Here is a 23,360-nt window from a genome sequence, read left to right as displayed (position 1 = left end):
GAGTCAACTAGCCTTGTCGAGACGGTTCTTGGCGCGCGGGAACCGAGGGCGGTCCAAGCCATGAGGGGGGAGGCTCGGACCGCCCGTCTTCCGTATCGGGTTCAGCCGCCGTGCGCAGGCGGCCGTACGTCGCCGGCGGGAGCGGCCGCCTCGTCCAGTGCCCGCACTACATCCGCCACCAGGTCGTCGGCGTCCTCCGCGCCGGCCGAGAAGCGGATGAAGCCCTCCGGGACGGCGTCCCCGCCCCAGCGGCCGCGGCGCTCCGCGGTGGAGCGGACGCCGCCGAAGCTGGTCGCGTCGTCGACCAGCCGCAGCCCGTCGAGGAAGCGCTCCGCGTGGGCTCGGTCGGGCAGGTTGAAGGACACCACGCAGCCGAAGCGCCGCATCTGCTGCGCCGCGAGCTTGTGCGAGGGATCGGTCGGCAGTCCGGGGTGGCGCAGGCCGTTGACCTCGGCGCGACCGCTCAGCGCCTGTGCGACGGCCAGCGCGTTCGCGCTCTGCCGGTCGGCGCGCAGCTGAAGGGTGGCGAGCGACCGGTGCGCGAGCCACGCCTCCATCGGCCCCGGGATCGCGCCCACGATCTTGCGCCAGCGCCGTACCCCTGCCGCGAGCTGCGGGTCCCGGCAGGTCACATGACCCAGCAGGATGTCGCCGTGCCCCGTCATGCCCTTGGTGTCGCTGGCCACCGAGAAGTCAGCGCCCAGCTCGAGCGGCCGCTGGCCGAGGGGGGTGGCCAGGGTGTTGTCGACGGCGACGAGGGTGCCTGCCGCGTGCGCGGCGTCGGCGAGCCGCCGGATGTCGCACACGTCGAGCCCGGGGTTGGACGGTGTCTCGATCCACAGCAGCCGGGCCCCTTCGAGCACGCTCAGCTGGGCGTCACCGCCGGTAGGAGCGGTACGCACCTCGATGCCGTACGCCCGCAGCTGCTCGTGGACCAGCGGCAGCGCCTGGTAGCCGTCGTCGGGCATGACGACGACGTCTCCCGTCTTCAGCTGCGACATCAGTACGGCGGAGATGGCCGCCATGCCGGAGGCGAAAACGACGGTCTCGACGCTCTCCCCCGGGGCCTCGAGTTCGCCGACGGCCCGCTCGAGATGGGTCCAGGTCGGGTTCTCGTCGCGGCCGTACGTGTACGGGCCGGTCGGCTCCCCGGGCAGGTGGAAGTGGGCGGCGAAGACCGGACCCGGCAGGGTCGGTTCGTACTTCACCGGTTCGGGCAGCCCTGCCCGAACCGCTCTGGTGCCGTCGCCCTGGGTCGTGCCGGTCATGCCATGTGCTCCTCGTCCATTCGCCATCACGCGGCGCTCAGTCCTTGTCGGGCAGGACGAGGTTCAGGGCCCAGGACACGATCGAGATGATCAGGCCGCCGAGAACCGCGGTCCAGAAGCCCTCGACATGGAAGCTCAGGTCGAACTGGTCGGCGAGCCACGAGGTGAGGAGCAGCATCAGGGCGTTGATCACCAGGGTGATCAGGCCGAGGGTGAGGATGAACAGCGGCAGGGTGAGCAGCTTGACCACGGGCTTGACGAGGAAGTTCACCAGCCCGAAGAGCAGGGCCACCAGGATCAGGGTCCAGGCCTTCTTGCCGGTGCTGTCGCCGGTCAGTGTGATGTCCTGCAGCAACCAGACGGCCACCCAGAGGGCACCCGCGTTCGCGATCGTCTTGACTAGGAAATTCAACATGTGTCTGATCGTGGCAGACGTGATCGGACCTAGTGCAGGGGCGGGACCGCGATGAAAGCATTCCGACTGGACGAGCTGGAGGCGGAGCGCGCCGCCAACGACGGCGCGTATCTGCAGTTCCTGCGCGAACGGAACATGTCGGTCGGACTGTATGCGCTCGACGCCGGCGAGATCGACCCACAGCTCCCCCACAACCAGGACGAGGTCTACTTCGTGGTCAGCGGCCGGGCGGCGATCACGGTGGGGATGGAGACCACACAGGTCGGCCGGGGCAGCGTCGTGTACGTACCGGCCGGGGTGGCGCACAAGTTCCACCACATCAGCGAGGATCTGCGGGTCATGGTGGTCTTCTCTCCGCCCGAGAGCTGACCGTTCGCCCCCGGGAGACCGGCACGGTCCGAACGCGAGGCCCTAGGGGTTCGCTCAGGGGATTTCAAGGGCTCGCGGCACCCCGCTCGCCACGTCCCCCCGCCTAGCATCGAGACAGGCACTCGGGGGCAGGCACTCGGGAGAAGCGAGGTAGGACGATGGCTGTGCAGGAGATCTTCACGGGGATGCCGTGGTGGGTGAAGTGGATCGCCATCCCGGTGATCGCGCTGGTCGTCTTCGGCGGGCTCATCGCGAGCGTCGTCGGCTTCGTGATCGGACTGCTCTTCAAACTGTTGGTGTTCGTCGCTCTCGTCGGCGGACTGGTCTTCGTCGTACGGAAGTTCATGGCGTCGTCCGGTTCGCGCGGTGACTGGTAGGGACGCCGGGGCCGTGGCGAAGGGCCGTTAGCCCGGCCGGGGGAACCGCCGGTCGATCCCCGTTCCCCGGCCGACGCTGCCATTACAGTGGCTCATCTCTGCCGCCCTCGGGAGATATCGGAGCACGGCTCTCATCAGCGCTCCGAGGTGTCCTGAGCTGAACGGCCGTTCAGGGCCCGGGGATGCGGCGGGCGCGCGGGGGCGGACCCCGCGGGCGGGCTCGCTGCCCGTCACCACGCCTGGGGGTGACCTGTGGCCGGGGCCACGAATGCCACTGCACCGACCCTGATCAGTTCCGTGCAACGGGCGCTGAGGCTGCTGGAGGCCGCAGGCGCGCATCCGGACGGCGCTCCCGCCAAGCTGCTGGCGCGAGCGGCCGGCATCCCCCTGCCGACCGCCTATCACCTGCTGCGCACCCTGACCCACGGCGACTATCTGAGGCGCCAGAACGGGGTGTACGCCCTCGGCAACGCCATCGAACGGCTCGTCTCCGGCGGCTCGTTGCAGAATCGTCGCAGCACGCTCGAGGAGTCGCTGGCGCACTGGCGGGACGCCATCGGCGTACCCGTCTACTTCGCCGTCTACCGCGAAGGCGAGATCGACATCGTCGCGGTCTCCGACACGCCCTACGCGCCGGCCGTCGCCGAATGGGCCGACTTCCGCGAGACCGGCCACGCGCATGCGTTGGGCCAGTGTCTTCTCGCCCAGCTCGACGAGTCCGCCCGCCGTGACCACCTCGACCGCCATCCCGTTCAGCCCGTCACGCCGCACACGGTGCGTGACCGGGGCGCACTGCTCGAACGGCTCGCGTCGCGTGGGTCCATGGCGCCGGTCGTGGAGCGTCAGGAGTATGCGCTCGGCACGGTCTGCGCCGCCATTCCGATCACCACCGGCCCTGTCGTCGCAACGATGGCCATTTCTCTTCCCCTTCACCAGGAAGCCAGATTGCTCCCTGCGGTGGAGCAGCTGAGGAACGGAATCGGTGGGCTGTTGGGGTCACTTGCCTTCTCTATCAGTATCTGAAATATCACTCCTTGTGATCTGCTAGCGCTTCGAGGACGATTACGTCAAGAGGGCCTAGGGGGATCGTTCCTGGCCGTTTTCTTGCTTTGCCAGCACGGGTTCATTCATTGCTTCATTACTGCGGGGTATGTGATGCGCGAGTCGGTCCAGGCCGAGGTACTGATGAGCTTCCTCGTCTCCGAGGAGCTCTCCTTCCGGATTCCGGTGGAGCTGGGTTACGAGACCTGGGATCCGTACGCGGTGCGGATGACCTTTCACCTTCCCGGCGACGCACCTGTGACCTGGGCATTCGGGCGGGAGTTGCTGCTCGACGGGATCAACGGGCCGAGCGGGGACGGGGATGTGCACATCGCGCCCGTCGGTCCCGAAAGTCTGTCGGACGTTCGTATCCGGCTTCGGGTCGGCGCCGACTCGGCGTTGTTCCGCGCGGGCGCGGCACCGCTCGTGGCCTTCCTCGACCGTACGGACAAGCTGGTGCCGATCGGTCAGGAGCTCTCCTTGGGTGACTGCGAAGTGAGTCTGGAAGAGGCGCTCGGACGCATCCTGGCCGAGGAGAACGCCGGCTGACGCCCCATCGGTGCGGCTCGTGCACTCACTTCTTTCGCCGCCGCCCCCTGCCGCCCAGAATTGGTGACCCGGCCGGTTCCTCTGCGGGCTGCGGACGGTCGGCCGAGACCACCAGGGCGGCAAGGACGGTGGTCACCGGTACGGAGGCGACCAGGCCGATCGAGCCCACCAGGGTCCGTACGATCTCCTCCGCCACCAGTTCGCTGGTGGCCACGGCGCCCACGCCCGACTGCGCGATCGAGAAAAGCAGCAGCAGGGGCAACGCGGCGCCCGCGTAGGCGAGTACGAGCGTGTTGACGACCGAGGCGATGTGGTCGCGGCCGATGCGGATCGCGGCGCGGTAGAGGGCGCGCGGACCCATGCCCGGGTCGGCCTGATGCAGTTCCCAGACGGCCGAGGTCTGGGTCACCGTCACATCGTCGAGGACGCCGAGGGAGCCGATGATGACGCCGGCCAGCAGCAGACCGCTCATGTCGATGCCCGGGTACAGGCCGTGGATGAGGCCGGTGTTGTCGTCCGTGTTCCCGCTCAGGCTTGCCCAGCCGATGAACAGGGAACCCAGCAGCCCGATCAGCAGAAGCGAGATCAGGGTGCCGAGCACCGCGACCGAGGTGCGCGCCGTCACCCCATGGCACATGTACAACGCGATCAGCATGATGGCGCTCGCCCCGACCACCGCGACGATCAGCGGATCCGAGCCCTGCAGGATCGCCGGCAGGATGAACAGCGTCAGCACGGCGAACGAGACCGCCAGCGCGATCAGGGCCATCACTCCGCGCATCCGGCCCACGAGCACCACCGCGAGGGCGAAGATCCCCGCGAGCAGTGCCATGGGGAACTCACGGTCCACGTCCGTCACCGAGTACTGCAGATCGCGAGGAGCGTCGGGGGCGTACGCGACGACGACGCCCTGTCCCTCGCTCAACTGCCGTGGTGCGTCCGGCTGCACGATCTCGACGAAGGTCCGGCCCTTGTCCTTGCCGCTCGTGACCTCGACGGTCGCCCTGGCGCACCGGCCCTGCTGCGCGGCCACGGCCTCGCGTCCCTGGGGCGTGGAGGTGTCGCCGGTCGGTGGGACCTGTGCGGCGTTGACGTCCTTGCAGTCGACCTTCTCGACGCGCACCACCTTGCCCTGCTCGGTCTGCCGGTCGAAGCCGACGCCGGTGCGTTCGTGGCCGGGCGCGCCTCCCGGCCACAGCACCGCGAGCCCGACGAGGACGGCTGTCGCGAAGGGGATCAGTACGGCTGCGATGACCCTTCGTAGGTGCCGGGACACCGGGGCGGCGGGTCCGTGACTGTGCCCATGGCCGTGGGCCTGGCCGTGCGGTTCTGGGGACTGTGGCGATGAGGTCACGGGTCGATCATCGCAAGAAGCCGGGGGCCCTCTGTTCAGCGCGCCAGACATGACGCTAGCGTGGTGGCACCTTTGCACACGCGGGAGCTCGGAGCACCGGGCTGAGAGGGCGCTGACCTTCGTACATCCGTACGGGACCAGCTGCGCCGACCGCCGAACCTGTTACCGGGTAATGCCGGCGTAGGGAGTAGGTCTCATGACCGTATCGGACGCACGCACGCCTGCCTCGAACCAGAACGACGAGGCCGGGAAGTCCATCGGCTGGCACAAGGGATACGTCGAGGGATCGCGCCCCGACCTCCGCGTGCCGGTGCGCAAGGTGCATCTCACCAATGGCAAGGACGTCACGCTGTACGACACGTCCGGCCCGTATACCGACCCGAACGTCGACACCGACGTCCGCCGCGGGCTGCCGCCGCTACGGGAGAACTGGATCATCGGCCGCGGCGACACCGAGGAGTACGCGGGGCGGCCGGTCCGGCCGGAGGACGACGGGATCAAGCACACCTCGCCGCGCGGGGGGCTGCGCAACCTCGACGCCGTCTTCCCGGGACGCCCGCGCCAGCCCCGCCGTGGCCGCGACGGGCAGGCGGTGACACAGCTCGCGTACGCCCGCCGTGGCGAGATCACGCCGGAGATGGAGTACGTCGCCATCCGCGAGAACGTCTCCCCCGAAGTGGTGCGGGAGGAGATCGCGGCCGGCCGGGCCGTGCTGCCGGCGAACGTGAACCACCCGGAGATCGAGCCGATGATCATCGGTAAGCGTTTCCTGGTGAAGGTCAACGCGAACATCGGCAACTCCGCGGTCACGTCCTCCATCGAGGAGGAGGTCGAGAAGATGACCTGGGCGACCCGCTGGGGTGCCGACACGGTCATGGACCTCTCCACCGGCCGCAACATCCACACCACCCGCGAGTGGGTGCTGCGCAACTCCCCCGTCCCGATCGGCACGGTGCCGCTGTACCAGGCGCTGGAGAAGGTGGACGGCAAGGCCGAGGACCTGACCTGGGACGTCTACAAGGACACGGTCATCGAGCAGGCCGAGCAGGGCGTCGACTACATGACGGTCCACGCCGGAGTGCTGCTGCGCTATGTGCCGCTGACGGCCCGGCGCAAGACCGGCATCGTCTCGCGCGGCGGCTCGATCATGGCGGCCTGGTGCCTGGCGCACCACAAGGAGTCGTTCCTGTACGAGAACTTCGAGGAGCTCTGCGAGATCCTCGCCGCCTACGACGTGACGTACTCCCTCGGCGACGGGCTGCGCCCCGGTTCGATCGCGGATGCCAACGACGAGGCGCAGTTCGCCGAGTTGAGGACGCTCGGTGAGCTCAACACCATTGCCAAGCGCCACAACGTGCAGACGATGATCGAGGGCCCGGGCCATGTCCCGATGCACAAGATCAAGGAGAACATCGACCTCCAGCAGGAGATCTGCGAGGAGGCGCCGTTCTACACGCTCGGCCCCCTCACCACGGACGTGGCGCCCGCCTACGACCACATCACGTCAGGCATCGGGGCGGCCATGATCGCCTGGTGGGGTACCGCAATGCTCTGCTACGTCACGCCCAAGGAGCACTTGGGCCTGCCGGACCGTGACGACGTCAAGACCGGCGTCATCACGTACAAGATCGCCGCCCATGCCGCGGACCTCGCCAAGGGGCACCCGGGCGCCCAGGAGTGGGACGACGCGTTGTCGGACGCACGTTTCGAGTTCCGGTGGGAGGACCAATTCAATCTGGCCCTCGATCCGGACACGGCCAGGGAGTTCCACGACGAGACGCTGCCCGCAGAGCCGGCGAAGACCGCGCACTTCTGCTCGATGTGCGGTCCGAAGTTCTGCTCGATGAAGATCAGTAGAAGCATCACAGAGCAGTTCGCTCCCGATCGCGGTGTGGCCAGCGACGATGAGGTTCGAGCGGGCATGCTCGCCAAGTCGAAGGAGTTCGCGGAGGCGGGGCACCACGTCTACCTGCCTATTGCGGACTAATCTTCTGACGTCTCAGCGTCCCTCGGCATACGCGCCGGGGGACGCTGTCGTCTCTCACGAACCGCGCTGCGGCAGGACACGTCCTGGTGACACGGCCCGGGCGGCGACCTCTGCCTGGGCCACCGGTCACCGGCGCCGATCGACGCGTTCGCGGGACCGCTCCGTCAACGATGGGGCGGCTATCGGCTCACTCCAGGATGACGAGGTGGTCGGCGGCGCCCCCGCGCCACTCGATCAGGAAGAGGGTCGCGTCGTCGCTGGTGCTCCCGCCCCTTTCCTCCTTCAGGGCGTGGGAGAGCGAGCGCACCACCGCCCGTACTCCCTCCTCGGTCTGCTCGATGCGGTTGACCCAGTGGATGAGCTGTTCCTCGCCGAACTCCTCTTCCCCGGCTTCGTGCTCCTCGATCAGGCCGTCGGTGAAGCACAGCACCCGGTCGCCGCGGTGGAGCATTTGCTCGCTGACCTGGGGCTCTTCACCTCCGAAGCCGACCGGGAAGGTGGTGGGGCCGTCCAGCTGCCGCACGACCTGGTGGTTGCGGATCAGCAGCGGGGCGGGGTGGCCCGCGTTGACCCACTGCAGGTGGCCCGTTGCGATGTCCAGGCGCATCATCTGCGCGGTGACGAAGTGTTCGGGGCCGAACTGCTCGGCGATGGCCCGGTCCATGAACGCGTAGATCTCGGACAGGCCGATGCCGGCCCGTCTGGAGTGCCGGTAGGCGCCGATGGCGACGGTGGCCATCGTGGCGGCGTTGAGGCCGTGGCCCATCGCGTCGAGCACGGCCACGTGCAGGATGTCGTCGTTGAGCGCGTAGTCGAAGCTGTCGCCAGCGACGTTGTAGGCGGGTTCCAGGATCCCGGCCACCGCGACCTGGGGGACGGACATCGCCAGCGGCGGGAGCAGAGACCACTGGATCTCGGCGGCCACGCTCATGGGTTCGCGGCGCCGGGTGAGGAAAAACTGGTCGGTGTAGCTGTGCTTGGTTACCAGCATGTCAGCGATCAGTCCGGCGAGTCTGCGCAGCAGGCGCCGGTCGTTGTCATCGACTGTCTTCAAGGTGAGGGCCAGAACTCCCACCTGGTCGCTTCCGTCCAGCAACGGTAGGTACATCCGCAGGCCGGCGGCCTGCGGTACCTCGACAGCGGTCGCGTTCAGGAAGGCCGTCCCGGCGTGGGAGTCACCGATCGGCTCGGGCTCACCGACGCTCAGCCCCCTGCCCGGCAGCGGCATGAGCAGGAGCTGTGCATAGTCCTGCAGGAGGATGGAGATATCCCGGCCACCGACCCGGGCAACCTCTTCCGCGATCAGCGGGGCGATCAGCTGCGGCGGCATCTCGTGTGCCCGGTCCAGCAGCACCCCCAGCAGCCGCTCACCGAAGCCCTCCGACCGGTCCACCGTGTCCTTGCCGGGCTGCCGATCGTCCTCCGCCATAGCCGTGCCCTTTCACGCCACCAGCCTGATGTCGCCTTCGCCTGCCGAGCCGGCTGTCTCCAACGAGTGGGTCGCGGGGGCAGCCGCGTGCTTGCTTCGGTGCCTTGCTGCCAGGATCCGCTCGATCACTACTGTCGCGCCGACCCTGCGCAACGGCCCCGGCGTATACACACCGGGGCCGCCCATCCGGGCCGGTCGCACGTGAGAAGTGCGCCGACCCATTCACCATGTTATGCCTGTGCCACCTATCGGGCATAAGTGAATTTTTAGGCAGTTTGTTCAGCTCGGCGCCCAGCCGCGTTCCTCCTCTTCGGCCTCCATGAACCGGATTCCCTGATGCGTCAGCGTGACCATTGCGGGTGTGTTTCCCTGTGCCCAGTCGACTGTGATGAGCCCCTCGCCCGCCAGGTACGCACACGCTGCGGCCAGGTCCTGCTCAGGCATGTGGAGGTCGTCACGCAGCTTCGCCCCGGTGACGCCAAGGAGGCGGTTGCCTTCCGTGGCCTCGTACAGGGTCTTCATGATCGCTTCGCGGTAGTTCTTCCGCTCATGGAGTGTTGCCATGATTGCTGCCCACTCGTGCCGGGCGCCGGCGAGGGTCCTTGCCTCAGACTTCGTCCGTCTGTGTGCGGTCCTGCGCGGACGAACGACTGGCTACCAGCCAAGGCTGTGCCCGCTCTGCCGCGTGCGTGGTGTCCACCGTGAGGTGAAGGCGGGTACCGCCGTCGCTGCCAGCGGGGTAGCTGCGCTGTTCGGTGGCGGCGAAGCATTGACGGAGTGCCTCTGCGACCCGACGGGCGGCCTCGGGGGACGCGGCGACGATTCGCACCTCCGCACGGCTGCCCGAGGGTGGTGGCTCCGGTGATTTCATGCGTGACCTCATTCATCAAGAGGCGGTGCCGGTGGGCGGGCGCCGTCGCACCACACCCACCGCCCCGGTCAGGAGAAAGTCATGCGTCCACAGCGGCCTCGTCGCGGTGGTCGCGGTGGCTGGTGGGTGGTGACAACGGGCGATCCGGCATGCTCTGCCGGCTGTCGGCTCTTCCGGCTCCGTCGGCCGATTTCCGGCAAGGTGTCGCCGTAGTGGAATGCTGCGATCCGCTCGTCGTGCTGGCAATTGAGCAGATGGATCAGCAGCACTCCGATGATGATCACGGCAATGATCGCGGACACGGTGATGGCGATCTCCATGACCTCACATCCCTCGGGCGCGGCTCATGGATCCGGGCTGGTTCGGGTTCTCAGCCGCCGCTGACGTGTGCCCGCCGTCGGTCTCCCACTCCTCTTCCCGCTCGAGCGACTCCTGCGCCTCACGGGAGGTGTCCTCGCTCGTCATCAGAGCGCTGGCGGTGGCGAGCCCGCCGGGGGCGGTTGCGGCGGCCATCAGCCGGGCGGCGGCAGCCGCGCCGGTCTCTGGCGGGATCACCAGCAGGTCCCAGCGGCCTGCGGTGTAGGAGAGCAGGATCAGCTTGTGCGGGTCCTGCTCGGCGTCGAACCAGCCCACGTGCACCGTGTGCCCCGCCACGGGCACCTTGCGCGGGATCACGGGCCAGTGGGACGGGTTCACCGTCACACGCGTGATCCGACCCCAGCGCGCGTCCAACACGTCGATGAGGGCGGGGAGTTCACGGGAAAGATCGCGAGAGCGAGGCCACCAGGCGCCGTCCAGGAGACCCGGAGCGGAGCCCGCCGGGGTCAGAGACAGGCGGGACGGTGGTGAGGCCACGCGCTCACTGATAGTCATACGATCGATGGTCGCGGTCATGGCGCGGACCTGTCCCCGGGGCTCGTCCTGGACGTCCCGGTGTTATTGCTCGCCGAGAACGACACCGGCGTAGGAGCCGGTATGCGAAGTACTCCCGGTGTCTCCACTGTACTCCGGGCACGGTCCGCTGAACTCGCGCGTGACCAGCGACCTTCGTTGGGAACACGGGAATCTGCGGCGAGCGGGTGGGCTGTACCCGGGCACACGGAGTACGGTGAAACCGGCAGCCGCCCCGGCCTCGTCCCAGGCGATCAGCGAGCGCATGCCGAACCCCGAAGGCGGGTGGCACACCATGTCCGACGCCGACATCCAGCGTGAAGCGAAGCTTCTGCCGGACGCGATTCACCGTGCCGTGAAACCTGGAACAGCCCTCCTGCGGCTGGAGACGACACATGCCCGTCAGGGGGTTCTCGACGGTGCGTGGTGGCCGCATTCCCGCGAAATCGGCGCCGAGCTGCCGAGCCTCATCACCGCGGTGACCGAGCACCTCGGACCCGTCACGCGCGTCGGCCTGGACTCCAGTGCCTGGGAAGAACTACCGACACGACTGGTCATCGACGACCGCGTCGTGCACATCGACTCCTTCCCCGTCGGTGACGACACCGTCCTCATCACCCGAGGCGAGCGAGACTACTTCTCCCTGCTGGTGATCCCACCGGACACGCCGCCTGACGCGGCACGCGCAGCGATGGCCCGGGCCGTCCGCGCCGACAACGCCACGGCCGAGCAGATCCTCATCGACACCGGCATCGGCCGGACGCACCCGATCGCCACGGAAGACCCGCAGACGGGCCAGGAACGCTGCGATACGGGGTGACGCACATGGCCATGGCCCTCTTTCCAGGCCGCCGGCCATGAGTAGGGCCGGTATCCACGACTGGCTTCTGCTCGATGAAGATCTCCCAGGACATCAGGCGCAAGCACGGGGGCGGCCTGGGGGAGGCAGACGCGGCAGCCGCGGAGGCGGGCATGGCGGAGAAGTCCAGGGAGTTCGCCGCTTCGGGCAACCGGGTCTACCTGCCCATCGCGGACTGACGCGACGCGCCGCGGAGTGCGGGCGGACGGCTCGCCGGGCACGGGGGGCGCGGCGACGCGCAGCGGCACCGGCCGGGATCACTCCGGCCGGTGCTCGGGGCCGCCGAAGTCCGGGCTGGTGAAGTCCGGGCTGGTGAAGGTCGGGCGCTGTCCCTGACCCGAACCGTCCGCGGGGCTGGAGAAGTCCGGCCCGCTGTAGCCGATCTTCGGCATGCGGCTCACCGGCCGCGGCGGTCTCGCGGACGACGGGTCGGCGCTCGGGTCGGCTAGGGCTGCCCGCAGGAAGGGCAGGATGCCGCGCTCCAGCAGGGCGTGTCGCCAGGCCTCTTTGGCCCGTGCGACCTCGTCCGGCAGTTCGCCGGAGGGCGCGGTGTCCGCCACCTGGGCGGCGCCGTTGCGCAGCGCGGTCAGCAGCAGCCCCACCGCGGCGACCAGGATGCCCGCTGCCGTGAGCGCGCCGAAGAACCATCCGGCCGTGAGCAGGGCGTCGGCGAAGGACGGGGTGGGGCTGAGCATTTTCAGGATGTAGCCGACGAGCAGGAATATGGCCGCTGCGGTCCCGGCGAGGACAGGGGCGAGCACGGCAATGACGGCGGCGAAGCCGGCCCCGCCCTCGGCGGCTTCCCCCACGGCCGGTACCGACACGGAGCCGCGCACCGAGTCGGCCAACGAGGGAGTGCGCATGTCGCGGCGCACCTGCACGTAGTGCTCGTACTCGGCGGCGGCCGAGGTGGTGATCAGTGCCGTCGCGTTCAGTGCCATGGTGCGGAGCTGCTCGGTGTTCAGGCGCAGTCCCACAGCGGCCAGATCCGGGCGTTCATGGGCGTTGCGCAGTGCGTCGTCGAGGACTCGCTCGTACTCGGCGCGGTCCTCGGTCAGCAGGTGCGGAGCGCTGTTCATGTGCATCCCCCGATGCTCCGTCGGGCCGGACTGCCCGCTGTTACCGGGCAGTTGGGCGGAAACGGAGGAGAGTCTGCTACGGATAAGCCGATGGTAGAGCGGTTACGGCACAGGGTGACAGGGGGTTTGTGCAAATCGCCTGCCGCGAGTCGGCTCAGTTCGCCAGCGGGAGCTGCTGGACAAGAAGCTTTCCGGCCATGGTCACGCCGCCGTCCATGGCGATCGCGAGCCCGTCCGCGTAGACGTGCGGACCGTCGACCACCGGGCGCTCCCCGTCCTCGCCGTCCTCGGTGCCCACTTCGCCCAGCAGGTACGGGATGGGGCTGTGGCCGTGCACGATCCGCCGGCCGCCGTACGCGGCGAGCAGTTCGCGCACCGCCTGCGGGCCGCCCTCGTCGCGGAAGGCGAAACGCTTGGTGAACTTGCGGAACAGGTCCCAGCACTCGTCGGCGTCGTTACGGGTGAGGATCGCGTGCACGGTGTCGTTGACGTCCGCGATCGTGGAGCCGTACTCGAGGTACGCGGTCGTGTCGGAGTGCAGCAGCAGGTGGCTGTCCTCCTCGACGACCGCGTCGAGCCGGGCCATCCACTGCAGGTGCACTTCCTGCAGCCGGTCCATGTCCGCCTTCTGGCCGCCGTTGAGAAGCCAGGCCGCCTGAAAGGTGGCGGTGCCCGCCCCGGAGTTGACGGGGGTGTCGCCGAAACGTTTGGCGCCGAGCAGCAGCAGTTCGTGGTTGCCCATCAGGGCCTTGCAGTAGCCGCCCGCTGCCGCGGCCTCGGCCGAAAGGCGCATGACGAGGTCGATCACGCCGATGCCGTCGGGGCCGCGGTCGGTGAAGTCGCCGAGGAACCACAGGCGTGCGTTGCCCGCGGCCCAGCGTCCTTCAGCGTCGACGAGGCCCTGCGCGGCGAGGGCCGCGAGGAGCTCGTCCAGATAGCCGTGGACGTCGCCGACGACGTACAGCGGGCCGCGGCCGTCGGGGACCGGCGTGTCGGCGGGGTCGACCTGGACCTGGACGGTGTCGCCGGGTCCGCCCCTGACGATGACCGGCAGGTCACGCGCCGTCGGGGTGTAGCCCTCCGGGGGTTCACCCTCGGGGAAGGCGTTCCCCGGGTGTCCCTCGTGTCCCGCGTGAACGGGGTCCGCCGAGTGCGACTGCACGGGCACCTGCGCGTACGGCGGTACGCGGAAATCGCGCAACGTCGCCGTCCGCACCACGGGTCCTTGACCGGCCCCCTGAGTCATCGACCCCTCCACCACCGTCGCGCCGCCGTTCACCTCTCGGCCCAGCCTGGTCGGGGTGGTCCGCGGTGTCGTTCGCCCATCATAGGAATGAGCCAGGCGGTGTGTGACGCACCAGGGGTGGTGAATCCTTGCTCATCCCCTGGTTTGCCGGTTGTTTCGTCCCAATTGTTAAGGTCTAGTCCTTCATGCGGGACGGATACGGGACGGACTAGTCCTTCGCCGGAGACCGTGGGGCGCTCACCGTCGTCCGCGGAGAGCGGCGTTGCGACGAGGTCCTGACGATCAATTCGGTGGGTATCACCTGCTCGACCGGCCGGTCCTCGTCGATTCCCTCGATCGCGTCGATCAGGAGCTGGACGACTGCCGTGCCGATCCGCCGCGGTTTCAGCGAGAGCGTGGTGATGGGTGGCTCGGTGGTGGCGTAGACGGTCGACTCGCTGCAGCACACGAGCAGCAGATCGTCGGGGACGCGCAGTCCGTAGCGGCGGGCCGCGGCGAGCAGGTCCGTGCCGTTGGGGTCGAAGAGCCCGTACACGGCGTCGGGCCGGTCGGGGCGGGCGAGCAGCCGGTCGGCGGCGACGGCTCCGGCGCACGGGTCGTGGGCGGGGTAGGACTCGTACACCGGATCCTGTCCGACCCGCTCGCACCAGCTGAGGTAGGCGGTGGTCGACAGCCGTGTGTAGGTGTCGGTGGTGGTGCCGGTGAGCAGCCCGATCCGGCGGGCGCCGGCGTCTGCGAGATGGTCGAGCAGGTCGAGGACGGCGGCTTCGTGGTCGTTGTCGACCCAGGCGGTCACCGGGAGCGTGCCGGCCGGACGGCCGTCGGAGACGACGGGCAGGCCCTGTCGCACCAGCTCGGTGACGACCGGGTCGTGGTCGGAGGGGTCGATCACGATGGTGCCGTCGAGGGCGACGTTCGACCAGACGTCATGGCGTGAGGTGGCGGGCAGGATGACCAGCGCGTAGCCACGGGCGAGCGCGGCAGAGGTCGCGGCTCTGGCCATCTCGGCGAAGTACGCGAACTCCGTGAAGGTGAAAGGTTCATCCCCGTATGTCGTCACCGTCAGGCCGATCAATCCCGACTTGCCGGTACGGAGGGTGCGGGCCGCGGCGGACGGGCGGTAGCCCAGTCGCTCGGCGACCTCGCGGACGTGTCTGCGGGTGGCGTCCGGCAGCCGGCCCTTGCCGTTGAGGGCGTCGGAGACGGTTGTGATGGAGACCCCGGCCGCGGCGGCCACGTCCCTGATGCCTGCCCGGCCCTGTCTGGGGCCTCGGCGGGATGTGTCCGTCCGGCTCACCTGATGCTTCCCTGCTGCTGTCATGGCGAGCCGATAGTAGGGCTCGCGCAGGTGGTAGGGCCGGTCGCATATGCGCACGTTGACAGGCACGTTTCTGCATGATCATTATGAGCTAACCCCCTTGGAAAACAAGCCAGTTGGATGCCATGGGTGGGCGGTGCCGGGCGTGGGGCCTGCAGGGCCTGGCGAACGCTCCATGTCTCGAAGAGGTCTCAACTCATCACTACGGGTGATGCGCGCCACGGCGCGAGCCACCGGCGCGCGCCGAGCAAGAAGCGCTCCCCTCGATCGCGCCCGTCGGAAGGCTCGCCGAGACCGCCGCCGCTGTTCCTTGCGCCCGGCCATTCGCAGCGGCGGCGAATCCTCATAAGGTGAGCAGTATTGGTTGAGCGGTACCGATCTGCACGGACGGTCGAGGAGGACCTGCGGTGAGCGAGACGAGCCCCAAGCTGCGCGCCGAGCTGGACGGCATCCCCACGTACAAGCCGGGCAAGCCGGCGGCGGCCGGCGGCCCGGTGGCCTACAAGCTGTCCTCCAACGAGAACCCGTACCCGCCGCTGCCGGGCGTGATGGAGAGCACGATGGCGGCGGCGCAGAACTTCAACCGCTACCCCGACATGGCCTGCACGGGTCTGATGAACGAGCTCGCGGACCGGTTCGGGGTGCCTGTGACGCACCTGGCGACAGGCACCGGCTCGGTGGGCGTCGCACAGTCGCTGCTCCAGTCGACCTCCGGGCCCGGCGACGAAGTGATCTATGCCTGGCGCTCCTTCGAGGCGTACCCGATCATCACGCAGATCAGCGGGGCGACCTCCGTGCAGGTGCCGCTGACCGAGGGGGAGGTGCACGACCTCGACGCCATGGCCGACGCGATCACCGACCGGACGCGGTTGATCTTCGTCTGCAACCCCAACAACCCGACCGGCACCGTGGTCCGCCGTGCGGAGCTGGAGCGGTTCCTCGACCAGGTGCCCTCCGATGTGCTGGTGGTGCTGGACGAGGCGTACCGGGAGTTCATCCGCGACACGGAGGTTCCCGACGGCCTCGAGATCTACCGCGACCGCCCGAACGTCGCGGTGCTGCGCACCTTCTCCAAGGCGTACGGCCTGGCCGGCCTGCGGGTCGGCTTCGCCGTGGCCCATGAGCCGGTGGCGGCGGCACTGCGGAAGACGGCGGTGCCCTTCGGCGTCACGCAGCTCGCGCAGGACGCGGCGGTGGCTTCGCTGCGCGCCGAGGACGAGCTGCTCGGACGAGTCGGATCGCTGGTCTGCGAGCGCACCCGGGTGTACGAGGGCCTGGTCGAGCAGGGCTGGACGGTGCCCGAGACCCAGGCGAACTTCGTCTGGCTGCGCCTTGGTGAGCGCACACTGGACTTCGCCGCGGCATGCGAGAAGGCGGGCGTCGTCGTCCGGCCGTTCGTGGGCGAGGGCGTGCGCGTCACCATCGGCGAGTCCGAGGCGATGGACGTTTTCCTGCACACGGCGGAGACATTCCGCAAGGGTCTGTAGGGGCCTGCCCGGGGCGTCGGAGCGAAGAGGGGCCGGCTTTGCCGGCCCCTCGGCCAGTGGTGGCCGGCGCCGGCCTCAGTCCTGGGTCACACACTCCACCCGGACCGGGTCGCCGGCCCTGACCCGTGCCAACCGGCGGGGGTCGCCGTCGATCCTGCCGAGCACATTGCAGGGAGCGGCGAGGCGGCATTCCTCCCCGAGGGAGATCGGGGTGGGCCCGTAGGGGAGGGCGAGGGCGTCGCCGTCGGTCCAGAAGGCGACGGTGCCGGGCTCCACCACCTGGCGGGCGTCCGACTCCTGAGTGACGGAGACGGGCGTCTGGAAGTAGACCTCCTCGCCCCATGTCCGGGCCGTCGCGGAGAACGGCAGAACCCCCATGAGCGCCTTGCTCGTGGGGGTTTCGTCGATCGTGGCGGTCAGGTGTCCGCTCGGCCAGGAGATCCGTATCTGCATGAGCCAAATTCAACAATATGTTGAAGTTCTTGGGAAGGGCCCTTGCGAGGGACCCCCCGATAGAAGGTGCGGAATTCGTGTGAGTCATAATGCTTGTGAATGTGAACGCGTTCACAAGCGGACCCTGTTTTCTCCCGTAAACGGATGGAACGGGAGGGGTCGGCTGCCGCTGTGACCACGGCGACGTAAGGAGAGACGACGTGGACCTGGCTCTGGCGCCCGAGACCTTGGCGCGATGGCAGTTCGGCATCACCACCGTCTACCACTTCCTGTTCGTCCCCCTCACGATCTCGCTCGCCGCGCTCACCGCCGGCCTGCAGACCGCCTGGGTGCGTACGGGCAAGGAGAAGTACCTCAGGGCCACCAAGTTCTGGGGCAAGCTCTTCCTGATCAACATCGCCATGGGTGTGGTCACGGGCATCGTCCAGGAGTTCCAGTTCGGCATGAACTGGTCCGACTACTCACGCTTCGTCGGCGACGTCTTCGGTGCCCCGCTCGCCTTCGAGGCGCTGATCGCCTTCTTCTTCGAGTCCACGTTCATCGGGCTGTGGATCTTCGGCTGGGACAAGCTGCCCCAGAAGATCCACCTGGCCTGCATCTGGATGGTCTCCATCGGCACCATCCTCTCCGCGTACTTCATCCTGGCGGCCAACTCCTGGATGCAGCACCCGGTCGGCTACCGGATCAACGAGGAACGAGGGCGGGCCGAGCTCACCGACTTCTGGCTGGTCCTGACCCAGAACACCGCGCTGACCCAGTTCTTCCACACCATGACGGCGGCCTTCCTGGTCGGCGGCGCGTTCATGGCCGGCATCTCGGCCTTCCACCTGGCCCGCAGGAAGCACATTCGCGTGATGCGGACCTCGCTGAGGGTGGGACTGGTCACCGTCGCCGCAGCCGGGCTGCTGACAGCTGTCAGCGGTGACCTCCTCGGCAAGGTGATGTACGAGCAGCAGCCCATGAAGATGGCGGCCGCCGAGGCGCTGTGGGACGGTGAGGCGCCGGCGCCCTTCTCCGTCTTCGCCTACGGAGACGTGGACGAGGGGCACAACAAGGTCGCCGTGGAGATCCCCGGCCTGCTGTCCTTCCTGGCGCACAGCGACTGCGACTCGTACGTTCCCGGCATCAACGACGTCAACGAGGAACTCCAGGAGAAGTACGGTCCCGGCGACTACCGCCCCAACATCCCCGTCGCCTACTGGGGCTTCCGCTGGATGATCGGCTTCGGCATGGCGTCTCTCACCATCGGAATGATCGGACTCTGGCTGACGCGGAGGAAGTTCCTGCTGCCTCCCGCCCTGCGGACCGGCGAGGACGAGGTCCCGAATCTGGTGCTCTTCAGGAACAAGGCACTCAGCCCCCGCCTGGGCAAGTGGTACTGGCTGATCGCCCTGTGGACCATGGCCTTCCCCCTGATCGCCAACTCCTGGGGCTGGATCTTCACCGAAATGGGCAGGCAGCCGTGGGTCGTCTACGGCGTGCTGCGCACCCGTGACGCGGTCTCCCCCGGGGTCTCCCAGGGCGAGGTGCTCACCTCGATGGCCGTCTTCACCACGCTGTACGCGGTGCTCGCGGTGATCGAGGTCAGGTTGCTCGTGAAGTACGTCAAGGCCGGGCCGCCCGAGCTCACGGATGCCGACCTCGCCCCGCCCACCAAGATCGGCGGCGACGACAGCGACGCCGACCGGCCGATGGCCTTCTCCTACTGAGGCCGCAGAGGAGCTGCTGAGGCATGGAACTCCACAACGTCTGGTTCGTACTCATCGCCGTTCTGTGGATCGGCTACTTCTTCCTGGAGGGCTTCGACTTCGGGATCGGCGTCCTCACCAAACTGCTGGCGCGGGACCGCTCCGAACGGCGTGTGCTGATCAACACCATCGGGCCGGTCTGGGACGGCAACGAGGTGTGGCTGCTCACCGCGGGCGGGGCGACGTTCGCGGCCTTCCCCGACTGGTACGCCACGCTCTTCTCCGGGTTCTACCTCCCGCTGCTGTTCATCCTGGTGTGCCTGATCGTGCGGGGCGTCGCGTTCGAGTACCGGCACAAGCGGGAGGAGGAGCGCTGGCAGACCAACTGGGAGCATGCGATCTTCTGGACCTCGGTGCTGCCCGCCTTCCTGTGGGGCGTGGCCTTCGGCAACATCGTGCGCGGGGTGAAGATCGACGAGAACAAGGAGTACGTCGGCACGTTCTTCGATCTCCTCAACCCGTACGCGCTGCTCGGCGGACTGGTCACGCTCGCTCTCTTCACGTTCCACGGCGCTGTGTTCGCCGCGCTGAAGACGGTCGGCGACATCAGGACCCGGGCCAGGGCGCTCGCATGGAGGCTGGGGCTGCTCACGGCTGTGCCGGCGCTCGGGTTCCTGCTGTGGACCCAGGCCGCACGCGGCGACGGCAAGAGTCTCGTGGCGCTGGTCGTCGCGGTGCTGGCGCTGACCGGTGCTGTCGCTGCCATCAAGGCGGGTCGCGAGGGCTGGTCGTTCGCCCTGTCCGGGGTCACTATCGCCACCTCTGTGGCGATGCTGTTTCTCGCGCTCTTCCCGAACGTCATGCCGTCCTCGCTCGACCCCGCCTGGAGCCTCACGGTCACCAATGCCTCGTCGAGCCCGTACACCCTGAAGATCATGACGTGGCTGGCGGCCATCGCCGCACCGCTGGTGATGCTCTATCAGGGCTGGACGTACTGGGTGTTCCGCAAGCGGATCGGCACCCAGCACATCGCCGACGCCCACTAGCGGGGGATGTTTCACGTGAAACCGATCGACCCGCGCCTGCTCCGGTACGCGCGGGCCACCCGGATCTTCCTGGCCGCCGTAGTGGTGCTCGGGCTCGCCGGAGCGGCACTGGTCATCGCCCAGGCGATGCTCATCGCCGAGGTGGTCGTCGGGGCCTTCCAGCGCGGCCTGTCCGCCTCCGACCTGTCCACCCCGCTTGCGCTGCTGGCGGCGGTGGCGGTCGGGCGGGCGGCCGTCTCCTGGCTGACCGAGCTCGCCGCACATCGGGCGAGCGCCGCCGTGAAGTCGGAGCTCCGACGACGGCTGCTGGAGCGGGCGGCCGAACTGGGGCCGGGCCGGCTGAGCGGGCAACGCACCGGAACGCTCGTCGCGCTTGCCACCTGGGGCGTGGACGCGCTGGACGACTACTTCGCGCGGTACCTGCCGCAGCTCGGACTCGCGGTGGTGGTGCCGGTCGCGGTGCTCGCCCGGATCGTCACGGAGGACTGGATCTCGGCCGCGGTCATCGTGCTGACCCTGCCGCTGATTCCGGTCTTCATGGTGCTCATCGGGTGGGCCACGCAGTCACGCATGGACCGGCAGTGGCGTCTGCTGTCCCGGCTCTCCGGTCACTTCCTCGACGTCGTCGCGGGCCTGCCCACGCTGAAGGTCTTCGGGCGGGCGAAGGCGCAGGCGGACTCGATTCGAGCCATCACCTCCCAGTACCGGCAGGCGACCCTGCGCACGCTGCGGATCGCGTTCCTGTCGTCGTTCGCCCTGGAGCTGCTGTCGACCCTCTCGGTTGCTCTGGTGGCCGTGGGAATCGGCATGCGGTTGGTCCATGGTGATCTGGATCTGTACACCGGGCTGGTGATCCTGATCCTCGCGCCGGAGGCCTATCTGCCGCTCCGGCAGGTGGGGGCGCAGTTCCACGCCGCGGCGGAGGGGCTCTCCGCGGCACAGGAGATCTTCGAGGTCCTCGAGACGGCTCCGCGGAAATCCGGCGAACGCCCGGTGCCCGAGACGCTCCGGCTGGAGCTGGACGCGGTGACCGTTCGGCACAAGGGCCGAGACGAGGCATCGCTGGACTCGGTCTCGCTGGTGGTGGAGCCCGGCGAGACGGTCGCGCTCGTCGGGGAGAGCGGGGTCGGGAAGTCCACGCTGCTGGACGTCCTGCTCGGCTTCGTGGAGCCGGCCGAGGGGCACGTACGGGTGGGCGGAACCGACCTGGCCGAGCTGGATGTCCACCGCTGGCGGGACCGGATCGCCTGGGTGCCGCAGACCCCGTATCTCTTCGCCGGAACGATCGCGGAGAACGTACGGCTCGCCCGCCCGGACGCGGACGACGCGGCGGTGCGGGAAGCGCTGCGGGCGGCAGGGGCGTACGACTTCGTCGCCGCGCTCCGCCGAGGCATGGACACGCCGATCGGCGAGGACGGCTCGGGGCTCTCGGCCGGCCAGCGGCAACGGCTCGCCCTGGCCAGGGCGTTCCTCGCCGACCGGCCGCTGTTGCTGCTGGACGAGCCGACAGCCGCGCTGGACGGAGCGACCGAGGCGGACATCGTCGAAGCGGTGGGCCGACTGGCTCGGGGCCGGACGGTGCTGCTGGTGGTCCACCGGCCCGCCCTGCTGGCCGTGGCGGACCGCGTCGTCACTCTCACCCGCCCGGCCGCGACAACGGACACCAGGCCGACCGAAGCACATGTGACGGACCGGACGACGCGGACGAACCCCGGTGCGGAGGCGATACCGGAGACAGGCGTTGAGCCGGCGGCTCCCCGAAACGCTCCGGTCCGCAGCGGACGGTCGCCGCTGGTGCGGGTGCGCGCCGCTGCGGACCACCTCCGGGGGCGCCTCGGCCTGGCCCTTCTGCTGGGCAGCCTCGCCCTCGGCTCGGCCGTGGGGCTCATGGCGGTCTCCGGATGGCTGATCTCCCGGGCCTCGGAGCAGCCGCCGGTACTTCATCTGATGGTGGCCGTGACGGCCACCCGGGCGTTCGGGATCGGGCGGGCCGTCTTCCGGTACGCGGAACGTCTGGTGTCGCACGACGCCGTGCTGCGGACGCTCGCCGAAATGCGCGTCGCTGTGTACGGCCGGCTCGAACGCATCGCGCCCGCCGGCCTGGGCCGTGCCCGCCGCGGCGATCTGCTCTCCCGTCTCGTCGCCGATGTGGACGCCCTCCAGGACTACTGGCTGCGCTGGATGCTGCCCGCGGGGACGGCCGTCGTCGTGGGCGCGGCGTCCGTCGGGTTCACGGCCTGGCTGCTGCCGGAGGCAGGGGTGGCCCTGGCGGTGGGGCTGCTCGTGGCGGGAATCGGCGTACCGCTGACCGGCGGGATCCTCGCCCGGCGCGCGGAACGGCAACTCGCGTCGGCCCGAGGTGTTCTGACGACCAGAATCGTCGACCTGCTCGGAGGGACGGCTGAACTGGCCGTCGCCGGTGCCCTCCCGCGGCGGCTGGCGTCGACGCGCGAGGCGGACCGGAACCTGACCCGCATCGCCGCCCGGCAGTCCGCCGCCACCGCGCTCGGCGGCGGGCTCTCCGCCCTCGTCTGCGGTCTGACAGTGGTTTGTGCCGCGCTGGTCGGTGTGCTGGCCGTACGAGCGGGCCGTCTCGACGGGGTCAGCCTCGCGGTCGTCGTGCTCACACCGCTGGCCGCCTTCGAAGCGGTCGCCGCGCTGCCGCTCGCCGTGCAGTACCGACGGCGCGTCGAGCGCAGCGCGGAGCGGGTGTACGAGGTGCTCGACGCCCCTGTGCTCGTGCGGGAGCCGGAGCGGCCGGCTGCTCTCCCCGAGACGGCTTTCCCCCTGGAGCTGCGCGGGGTCGGCGCCCGCTACCCGGACCAGGAACGGGACGCGCTGAGCGGCTTCGACCTGACGCTGACCCCGGGGAAGCGGGTCGCGGTCGTGGGGGTCTCGGGCTCGGGCAAGACGACGCTCGCGCAGGTGATGCTCCGGTTCCTGGACTGCGGCGAGGGGATGTACACCATCGGCGGTGTGCCCGCGGCGTCGATGGACGGTGACGCGGTGCGGCGGTTCGTCGGGCTGTGTGCCCAGGACGCCCATCTCTTCGACAGCTCCGTTCGGGAGAACCTGCGGATCGCCCGGCCGGACGCGACGCGGGAGGAGCTGCGGCGGGCTCTCGACGAGGCCCGGCTGCTGGAGTGGGTCGACGGCCTTCCTGACGGTCTCGACACACTCGTCGGTGAGCACGGCGCCCAGCTGTCGGGAGGCCAGCGCCGGAGGCTCGCCCTGGCGCGGGCACTGCTCGCCGGATTCCCGGTCCTGGTGCTGGACGAGCCCGCCGAGCATCTTGACCTGGCGACGGCCGACGCGCTCACCGCCGATCTGCTGACGGCGACCGAGAGCCGGGCGGCCGCGGCGCGGGCTGCAGGGCGAGGCACCGGCACGGACGCGCAGTGCGAGGCGGCGGGGCCCGCGCCCGCCGTCGTGCTGATCACGCATCGGCTGCGCGGTCTGGAGACGGTCGACGAGATCGTTGTCCTGGACGCGGGGCGGGTCGTGCAGCGAGGTGCGTACGAAGACCTCGCCGTGGTGGAGGGGCCACTGCGGAGCATGCTGCAGGGGGAGCGGGCCGCGGACCAGCTCGACACCCGACTTTCCCTGTCAAATGGGACTACTTAGTCTCGGGGC

At 69.1% G+C, this 23,360-nt stretch carries 23 protein-coding genes and 1 riboswitch; of the genes, 11 read left to right on the top strand and 12 right to left on the bottom strand.

Annotated features, from left to right (window positions below; all coding sequences use genetic code 11):
- Positions 1-101: 101 nt before the first annotated feature.
- Positions 102-1,268 carry a cystathionine gamma-lyase gene (locus tag ABZ070_RS05175; protein WP_356630072.1) on the bottom strand — a complete coding sequence of 389 codons (1,167 nt, stop codon included), beginning with the start codon at positions 1,266-1,268 and terminating at the stop codon, positions 102-104.
- Between the two features lie 37 nt (positions 1,269-1,305).
- A complete protein-coding gene (locus tag ABZ070_RS05170) occupies positions 1,306-1,683 on the bottom strand; it encodes a phage holin family protein (protein WP_356630070.1) in 378 nt (125 codons plus the stop codon).
- Between the two features lie 51 nt (positions 1,684-1,734).
- Between ABZ070_RS05170 and ABZ070_RS05165 the strand changes: the two genes are divergently transcribed.
- The 4 genes from ABZ070_RS05165 to ABZ070_RS05150 all read left to right on the top strand — a co-directional run bounded on the left by ABZ070_RS05165 (position 1,735) and on the right by ABZ070_RS05150 (position 4,019).
- Complete coding sequence (locus tag ABZ070_RS05165; protein ID WP_356630069.1) at positions 1,735-2,052, top strand: cupin domain-containing protein; 318 nt, start codon at positions 1,735-1,737, stop codon at positions 2,050-2,052.
- Between the two features lie 164 nt (positions 2,053-2,216).
- Positions 2,217-2,429: a DUF5326 family protein gene (locus ABZ070_RS05160; RefSeq protein ID WP_356630080.1), complete on the top strand. Its 213-nt coding sequence runs from the start codon at positions 2,217-2,219 to the stop codon at positions 2,427-2,429.
- Between the two features lie 252 nt (positions 2,430-2,681).
- A complete protein-coding gene (locus ABZ070_RS05155) occupies positions 2,682-3,452 on the top strand; it encodes an IclR family transcriptional regulator C-terminal domain-containing protein (protein ID WP_356630067.1) in 771 nt (256 codons plus the stop codon).
- 132 nt (positions 3,453-3,584) lie between these two features.
- Complete coding sequence (locus ABZ070_RS05150) at positions 3,585-4,019, top strand: SsgA family sporulation/cell division regulator (RefSeq protein ID WP_356630066.1); 435 nt, start codon at positions 3,585-3,587, stop codon at positions 4,017-4,019.
- Positions 4,020-4,044: 25 nt separating this feature from the next.
- Here the strand turns inward: ABZ070_RS05150 and ABZ070_RS05145 are convergent, their stop codons facing one another.
- Positions 4,045-5,424, bottom strand: coding sequence for a YibE/F family protein (locus ABZ070_RS05145; protein ID WP_356630064.1), 1,380 nt, complete (start codon positions 5,422-5,424; stop codon positions 4,045-4,047).
- A gap of 19 nt (positions 5,425-5,443) precedes the next feature.
- Positions 5,444-5,577: riboswitch (TPP riboswitch) on the top strand.
- On the opposite strand from ABZ070_RS05145, the gene thiC reads away from it, so the two are divergent.
- Positions 5,570-7,360: a phosphomethylpyrimidine synthase ThiC gene (gene thiC, locus ABZ070_RS05140; RefSeq protein ID WP_356630063.1), complete on the top strand. Its 1,791-nt coding sequence runs from the start codon at positions 5,570-5,572 to the stop codon at positions 7,358-7,360. Its footprint overlaps the riboswitch before it by 8 nt.
- Before the next feature lie 187 nt (positions 7,361-7,547).
- Here the strand turns inward: thiC and ABZ070_RS05135 are convergent, their stop codons facing one another.
- From ABZ070_RS05135 to ABZ070_RS05115, 5 genes are all read right to left on the bottom strand, one after another.
- Positions 7,548-8,789, bottom strand: a complete 1,242-nt coding sequence (locus tag ABZ070_RS05135) for a PP2C family protein-serine/threonine phosphatase (RefSeq protein ID WP_356630061.1) — start codon at positions 8,787-8,789, stop codon at positions 7,548-7,550.
- Between the two features lie 279 nt (positions 8,790-9,068).
- Positions 9,069-9,353 carry a hypothetical protein gene (locus ABZ070_RS05130; protein WP_356630059.1) on the bottom strand — a complete coding sequence of 95 codons (285 nt, stop codon included), beginning with the start codon at positions 9,351-9,353 and terminating at the stop codon, positions 9,069-9,071.
- A 43-nt stretch (positions 9,354-9,396) separates the two neighbouring features.
- Entirely contained in the window at positions 9,397-9,660 is a 264-nt protein-coding gene (locus tag ABZ070_RS05125; RefSeq protein ID WP_356630057.1) for a hypothetical protein, read from the bottom strand.
- 68 nt (positions 9,661-9,728) lie between these two features.
- Positions 9,729-9,980, bottom strand: coding sequence for a hypothetical protein (locus tag ABZ070_RS05120; protein WP_356630055.1), 252 nt, complete (start codon positions 9,978-9,980; stop codon positions 9,729-9,731).
- A gap of 4 nt (positions 9,981-9,984) precedes the next feature.
- Positions 9,985-10,554 carry a DUF5994 family protein gene (locus tag ABZ070_RS05115; protein WP_356630053.1) on the bottom strand — a complete coding sequence of 190 codons (570 nt, stop codon included), beginning with the start codon at positions 10,552-10,554 and terminating at the stop codon, positions 9,985-9,987.
- Positions 10,555-10,846: 292 nt separating this feature from the next.
- Between ABZ070_RS05115 and ABZ070_RS05110 the strand changes: the two genes are divergently transcribed.
- Together ABZ070_RS05110 and ABZ070_RS05105 are read left to right on the top strand one after the other, a co-directional pair.
- A complete protein-coding gene (locus ABZ070_RS05110) occupies positions 10,847-11,371 on the top strand; it encodes a DUF5994 family protein (protein ID WP_356630078.1) in 525 nt (174 codons plus the stop codon).
- A 74-nt stretch (positions 11,372-11,445) separates the two neighbouring features.
- Positions 11,446-11,589: a thiamine biosynthesis protein ThiC gene (locus ABZ070_RS05105; RefSeq protein WP_356630052.1), complete on the top strand. Its 144-nt coding sequence runs from the start codon at positions 11,446-11,448 to the stop codon at positions 11,587-11,589.
- A 78-nt stretch (positions 11,590-11,667) separates the two neighbouring features.
- Here the strand turns inward: ABZ070_RS05105 and ABZ070_RS05100 are convergent, their stop codons facing one another.
- The 3 genes from ABZ070_RS05100 to ABZ070_RS05090 form a co-directional block, all read right to left on the bottom strand.
- On the bottom strand, positions 11,668-12,495 hold the full coding sequence (locus ABZ070_RS05100) for a hypothetical protein (protein ID WP_356630050.1): 828 nt from the start codon (positions 12,493-12,495) through the stop codon (positions 11,668-11,670).
- Between the two features lie 148 nt (positions 12,496-12,643).
- Positions 12,644-13,735: a metallophosphoesterase gene (locus ABZ070_RS05095; RefSeq protein ID WP_356630048.1), complete on the bottom strand. Its 1,092-nt coding sequence runs from the start codon at positions 13,733-13,735 to the stop codon at positions 12,644-12,646.
- 208 nt (positions 13,736-13,943) lie between these two features.
- Complete coding sequence (locus tag ABZ070_RS05090) at positions 13,944-15,056, bottom strand: LacI family DNA-binding transcriptional regulator (RefSeq protein WP_356630046.1); 1,113 nt, start codon at positions 15,054-15,056, stop codon at positions 13,944-13,946.
- Positions 15,057-15,460: 404 nt separating this feature from the next.
- Between ABZ070_RS05090 and hisC the strand changes: the two genes are divergently transcribed.
- Positions 15,461-16,540, top strand: a complete 1,080-nt coding sequence (hisC, locus tag ABZ070_RS05085; protein ID WP_356630044.1) for a histidinol-phosphate transaminase — start codon at positions 15,461-15,463, stop codon at positions 16,538-16,540.
- A 75-nt stretch (positions 16,541-16,615) separates the two neighbouring features.
- On the opposite strand, the gene ABZ070_RS05080 is transcribed toward hisC, so the two are convergent.
- Positions 16,616-16,993 (bottom strand): cyclophilin-like fold protein, encoded by a 378-nt coding sequence (locus ABZ070_RS05080; protein ID WP_356630042.1) that lies wholly within the window; start codon positions 16,991-16,993, stop codon positions 16,616-16,618.
- Between the two features lie 200 nt (positions 16,994-17,193).
- Between ABZ070_RS05080 and ABZ070_RS05075 the strand changes: the two genes are divergently transcribed.
- Genes ABZ070_RS05075 through cydD form a run of 3 tightly spaced genes read left to right on the top strand, consistent with a single transcriptional unit; the run spans position 17,194 to position 23,351 of the window.
- A complete protein-coding gene (locus ABZ070_RS05075) occupies positions 17,194-18,702 on the top strand; it encodes a cytochrome ubiquinol oxidase subunit I (protein ID WP_356630040.1) in 1,509 nt (502 codons plus the stop codon).
- A 23-nt stretch (positions 18,703-18,725) separates the two neighbouring features.
- Positions 18,726-19,727, top strand: coding sequence for a cytochrome d ubiquinol oxidase subunit II (cydB, locus tag ABZ070_RS05070; protein ID WP_356630038.1), 1,002 nt, complete (start codon positions 18,726-18,728; stop codon positions 19,725-19,727).
- 15 nt (positions 19,728-19,742) lie between these two features.
- Positions 19,743-23,351, top strand: coding sequence for a thiol reductant ABC exporter subunit CydD (cydD, locus tag ABZ070_RS05065; protein WP_356630036.1), 3,609 nt, complete (start codon positions 19,743-19,745; stop codon positions 23,349-23,351).
- Positions 23,352-23,360 lie beyond the last annotated feature (9 nt).

Origin of the sequence: Streptomyces sp. NPDC006283, assembly GCF_040613325.1 — a bacterium.
Classification (GTDB): Bacteria; Actinomycetota; Actinomycetes; order Streptomycetales; family Streptomycetaceae; genus Streptomyces.
This window is presented reverse-complemented; position numbering and strand designations above follow the sequence as displayed.

What these genes read in the sequence shown, in the direction of transcription:
- ABZ070_RS05120 (WP_356630055.1), bottom strand. Translation starts at nt 9,980, where the DNA reads ATGGAGATCGCCATCACCGTGTCCGCGATCATTGCCGTGATCATCATC.
- ABZ070_RS05090 (WP_356630046.1), bottom strand. Translation starts at nt 15,056, where the DNA reads ATGACAGCAGCAGGGAAGCATCAGGTGAGCCGGACGGACACATCCCGC.
- ABZ070_RS05170 (WP_356630070.1), bottom strand. Translation starts at nt 1,683, where the DNA reads ATGTTGAATTTCCTAGTCAAGACGATCGCGAACGCGGGTGCCCTCTGG.
- ABZ070_RS05130 (WP_356630059.1), bottom strand. Translation starts at nt 9,353, where the DNA reads ATGGCAACACTCCATGAGCGGAAGAACTACCGCGAAGCGATCATGAAG.
- ABZ070_RS05110 (WP_356630078.1), top strand. Translation starts at nt 10,847, where the DNA reads ATGTCCGACGCCGACATCCAGCGTGAAGCGAAGCTTCTGCCGGACGCG.
- ABZ070_RS05100 (WP_356630050.1), bottom strand. Translation starts at nt 12,495, where the DNA reads ATGCACATGAACAGCGCTCCGCACCTGCTGACCGAGGACCGCGCCGAG.
- cydB (WP_356630038.1), top strand. Translation starts at nt 18,726, where the DNA reads ATGGAACTCCACAACGTCTGGTTCGTACTCATCGCCGTTCTGTGGATC.
- ABZ070_RS05135 (WP_356630061.1), bottom strand. Translation starts at nt 8,789, where the DNA reads ATGGCGGAGGACGATCGGCAGCCCGGCAAGGACACGGTGGACCGGTCG.
- ABZ070_RS05105 (WP_356630052.1), top strand. Translation starts at nt 11,446, where the DNA reads ATGAAGATCTCCCAGGACATCAGGCGCAAGCACGGGGGCGGCCTGGGG.
- ABZ070_RS05175 (WP_356630072.1), bottom strand. Translation starts at nt 1,268, where the DNA reads ATGACCGGCACGACCCAGGGCGACGGCACCAGAGCGGTTCGGGCAGGG.
- ABZ070_RS05150 (WP_356630066.1), top strand. Translation starts at nt 3,585, where the DNA reads ATGCGCGAGTCGGTCCAGGCCGAGGTACTGATGAGCTTCCTCGTCTCC.
- ABZ070_RS05095 (WP_356630048.1), bottom strand. Translation starts at nt 13,735, where the DNA reads ATGACTCAGGGGGCCGGTCAAGGACCCGTGGTGCGGACGGCGACGTTG.
- ABZ070_RS05165 (WP_356630069.1), top strand. Translation starts at nt 1,735, where the DNA reads ATGAAAGCATTCCGACTGGACGAGCTGGAGGCGGAGCGCGCCGCCAAC.
- thiC (WP_356630063.1), top strand. Translation starts at nt 5,570, where the DNA reads ATGACCGTATCGGACGCACGCACGCCTGCCTCGAACCAGAACGACGAG.
- ABZ070_RS05080 (WP_356630042.1), bottom strand. Translation starts at nt 16,993, where the DNA reads ATGCAGATACGGATCTCCTGGCCGAGCGGACACCTGACCGCCACGATC.
- ABZ070_RS05145 (WP_356630064.1), bottom strand. Translation starts at nt 5,424, where the DNA reads ATGTCTGGCGCGCTGAACAGAGGGCCCCCGGCTTCTTGCGATGATCGA.
- ABZ070_RS05125 (WP_356630057.1), bottom strand. Translation starts at nt 9,660, where the DNA reads ATGAAATCACCGGAGCCACCACCCTCGGGCAGCCGTGCGGAGGTGCGA.
- ABZ070_RS05115 (WP_356630053.1), bottom strand. Translation starts at nt 10,554, where the DNA reads ATGACCGCGACCATCGATCGTATGACTATCAGTGAGCGCGTGGCCTCA.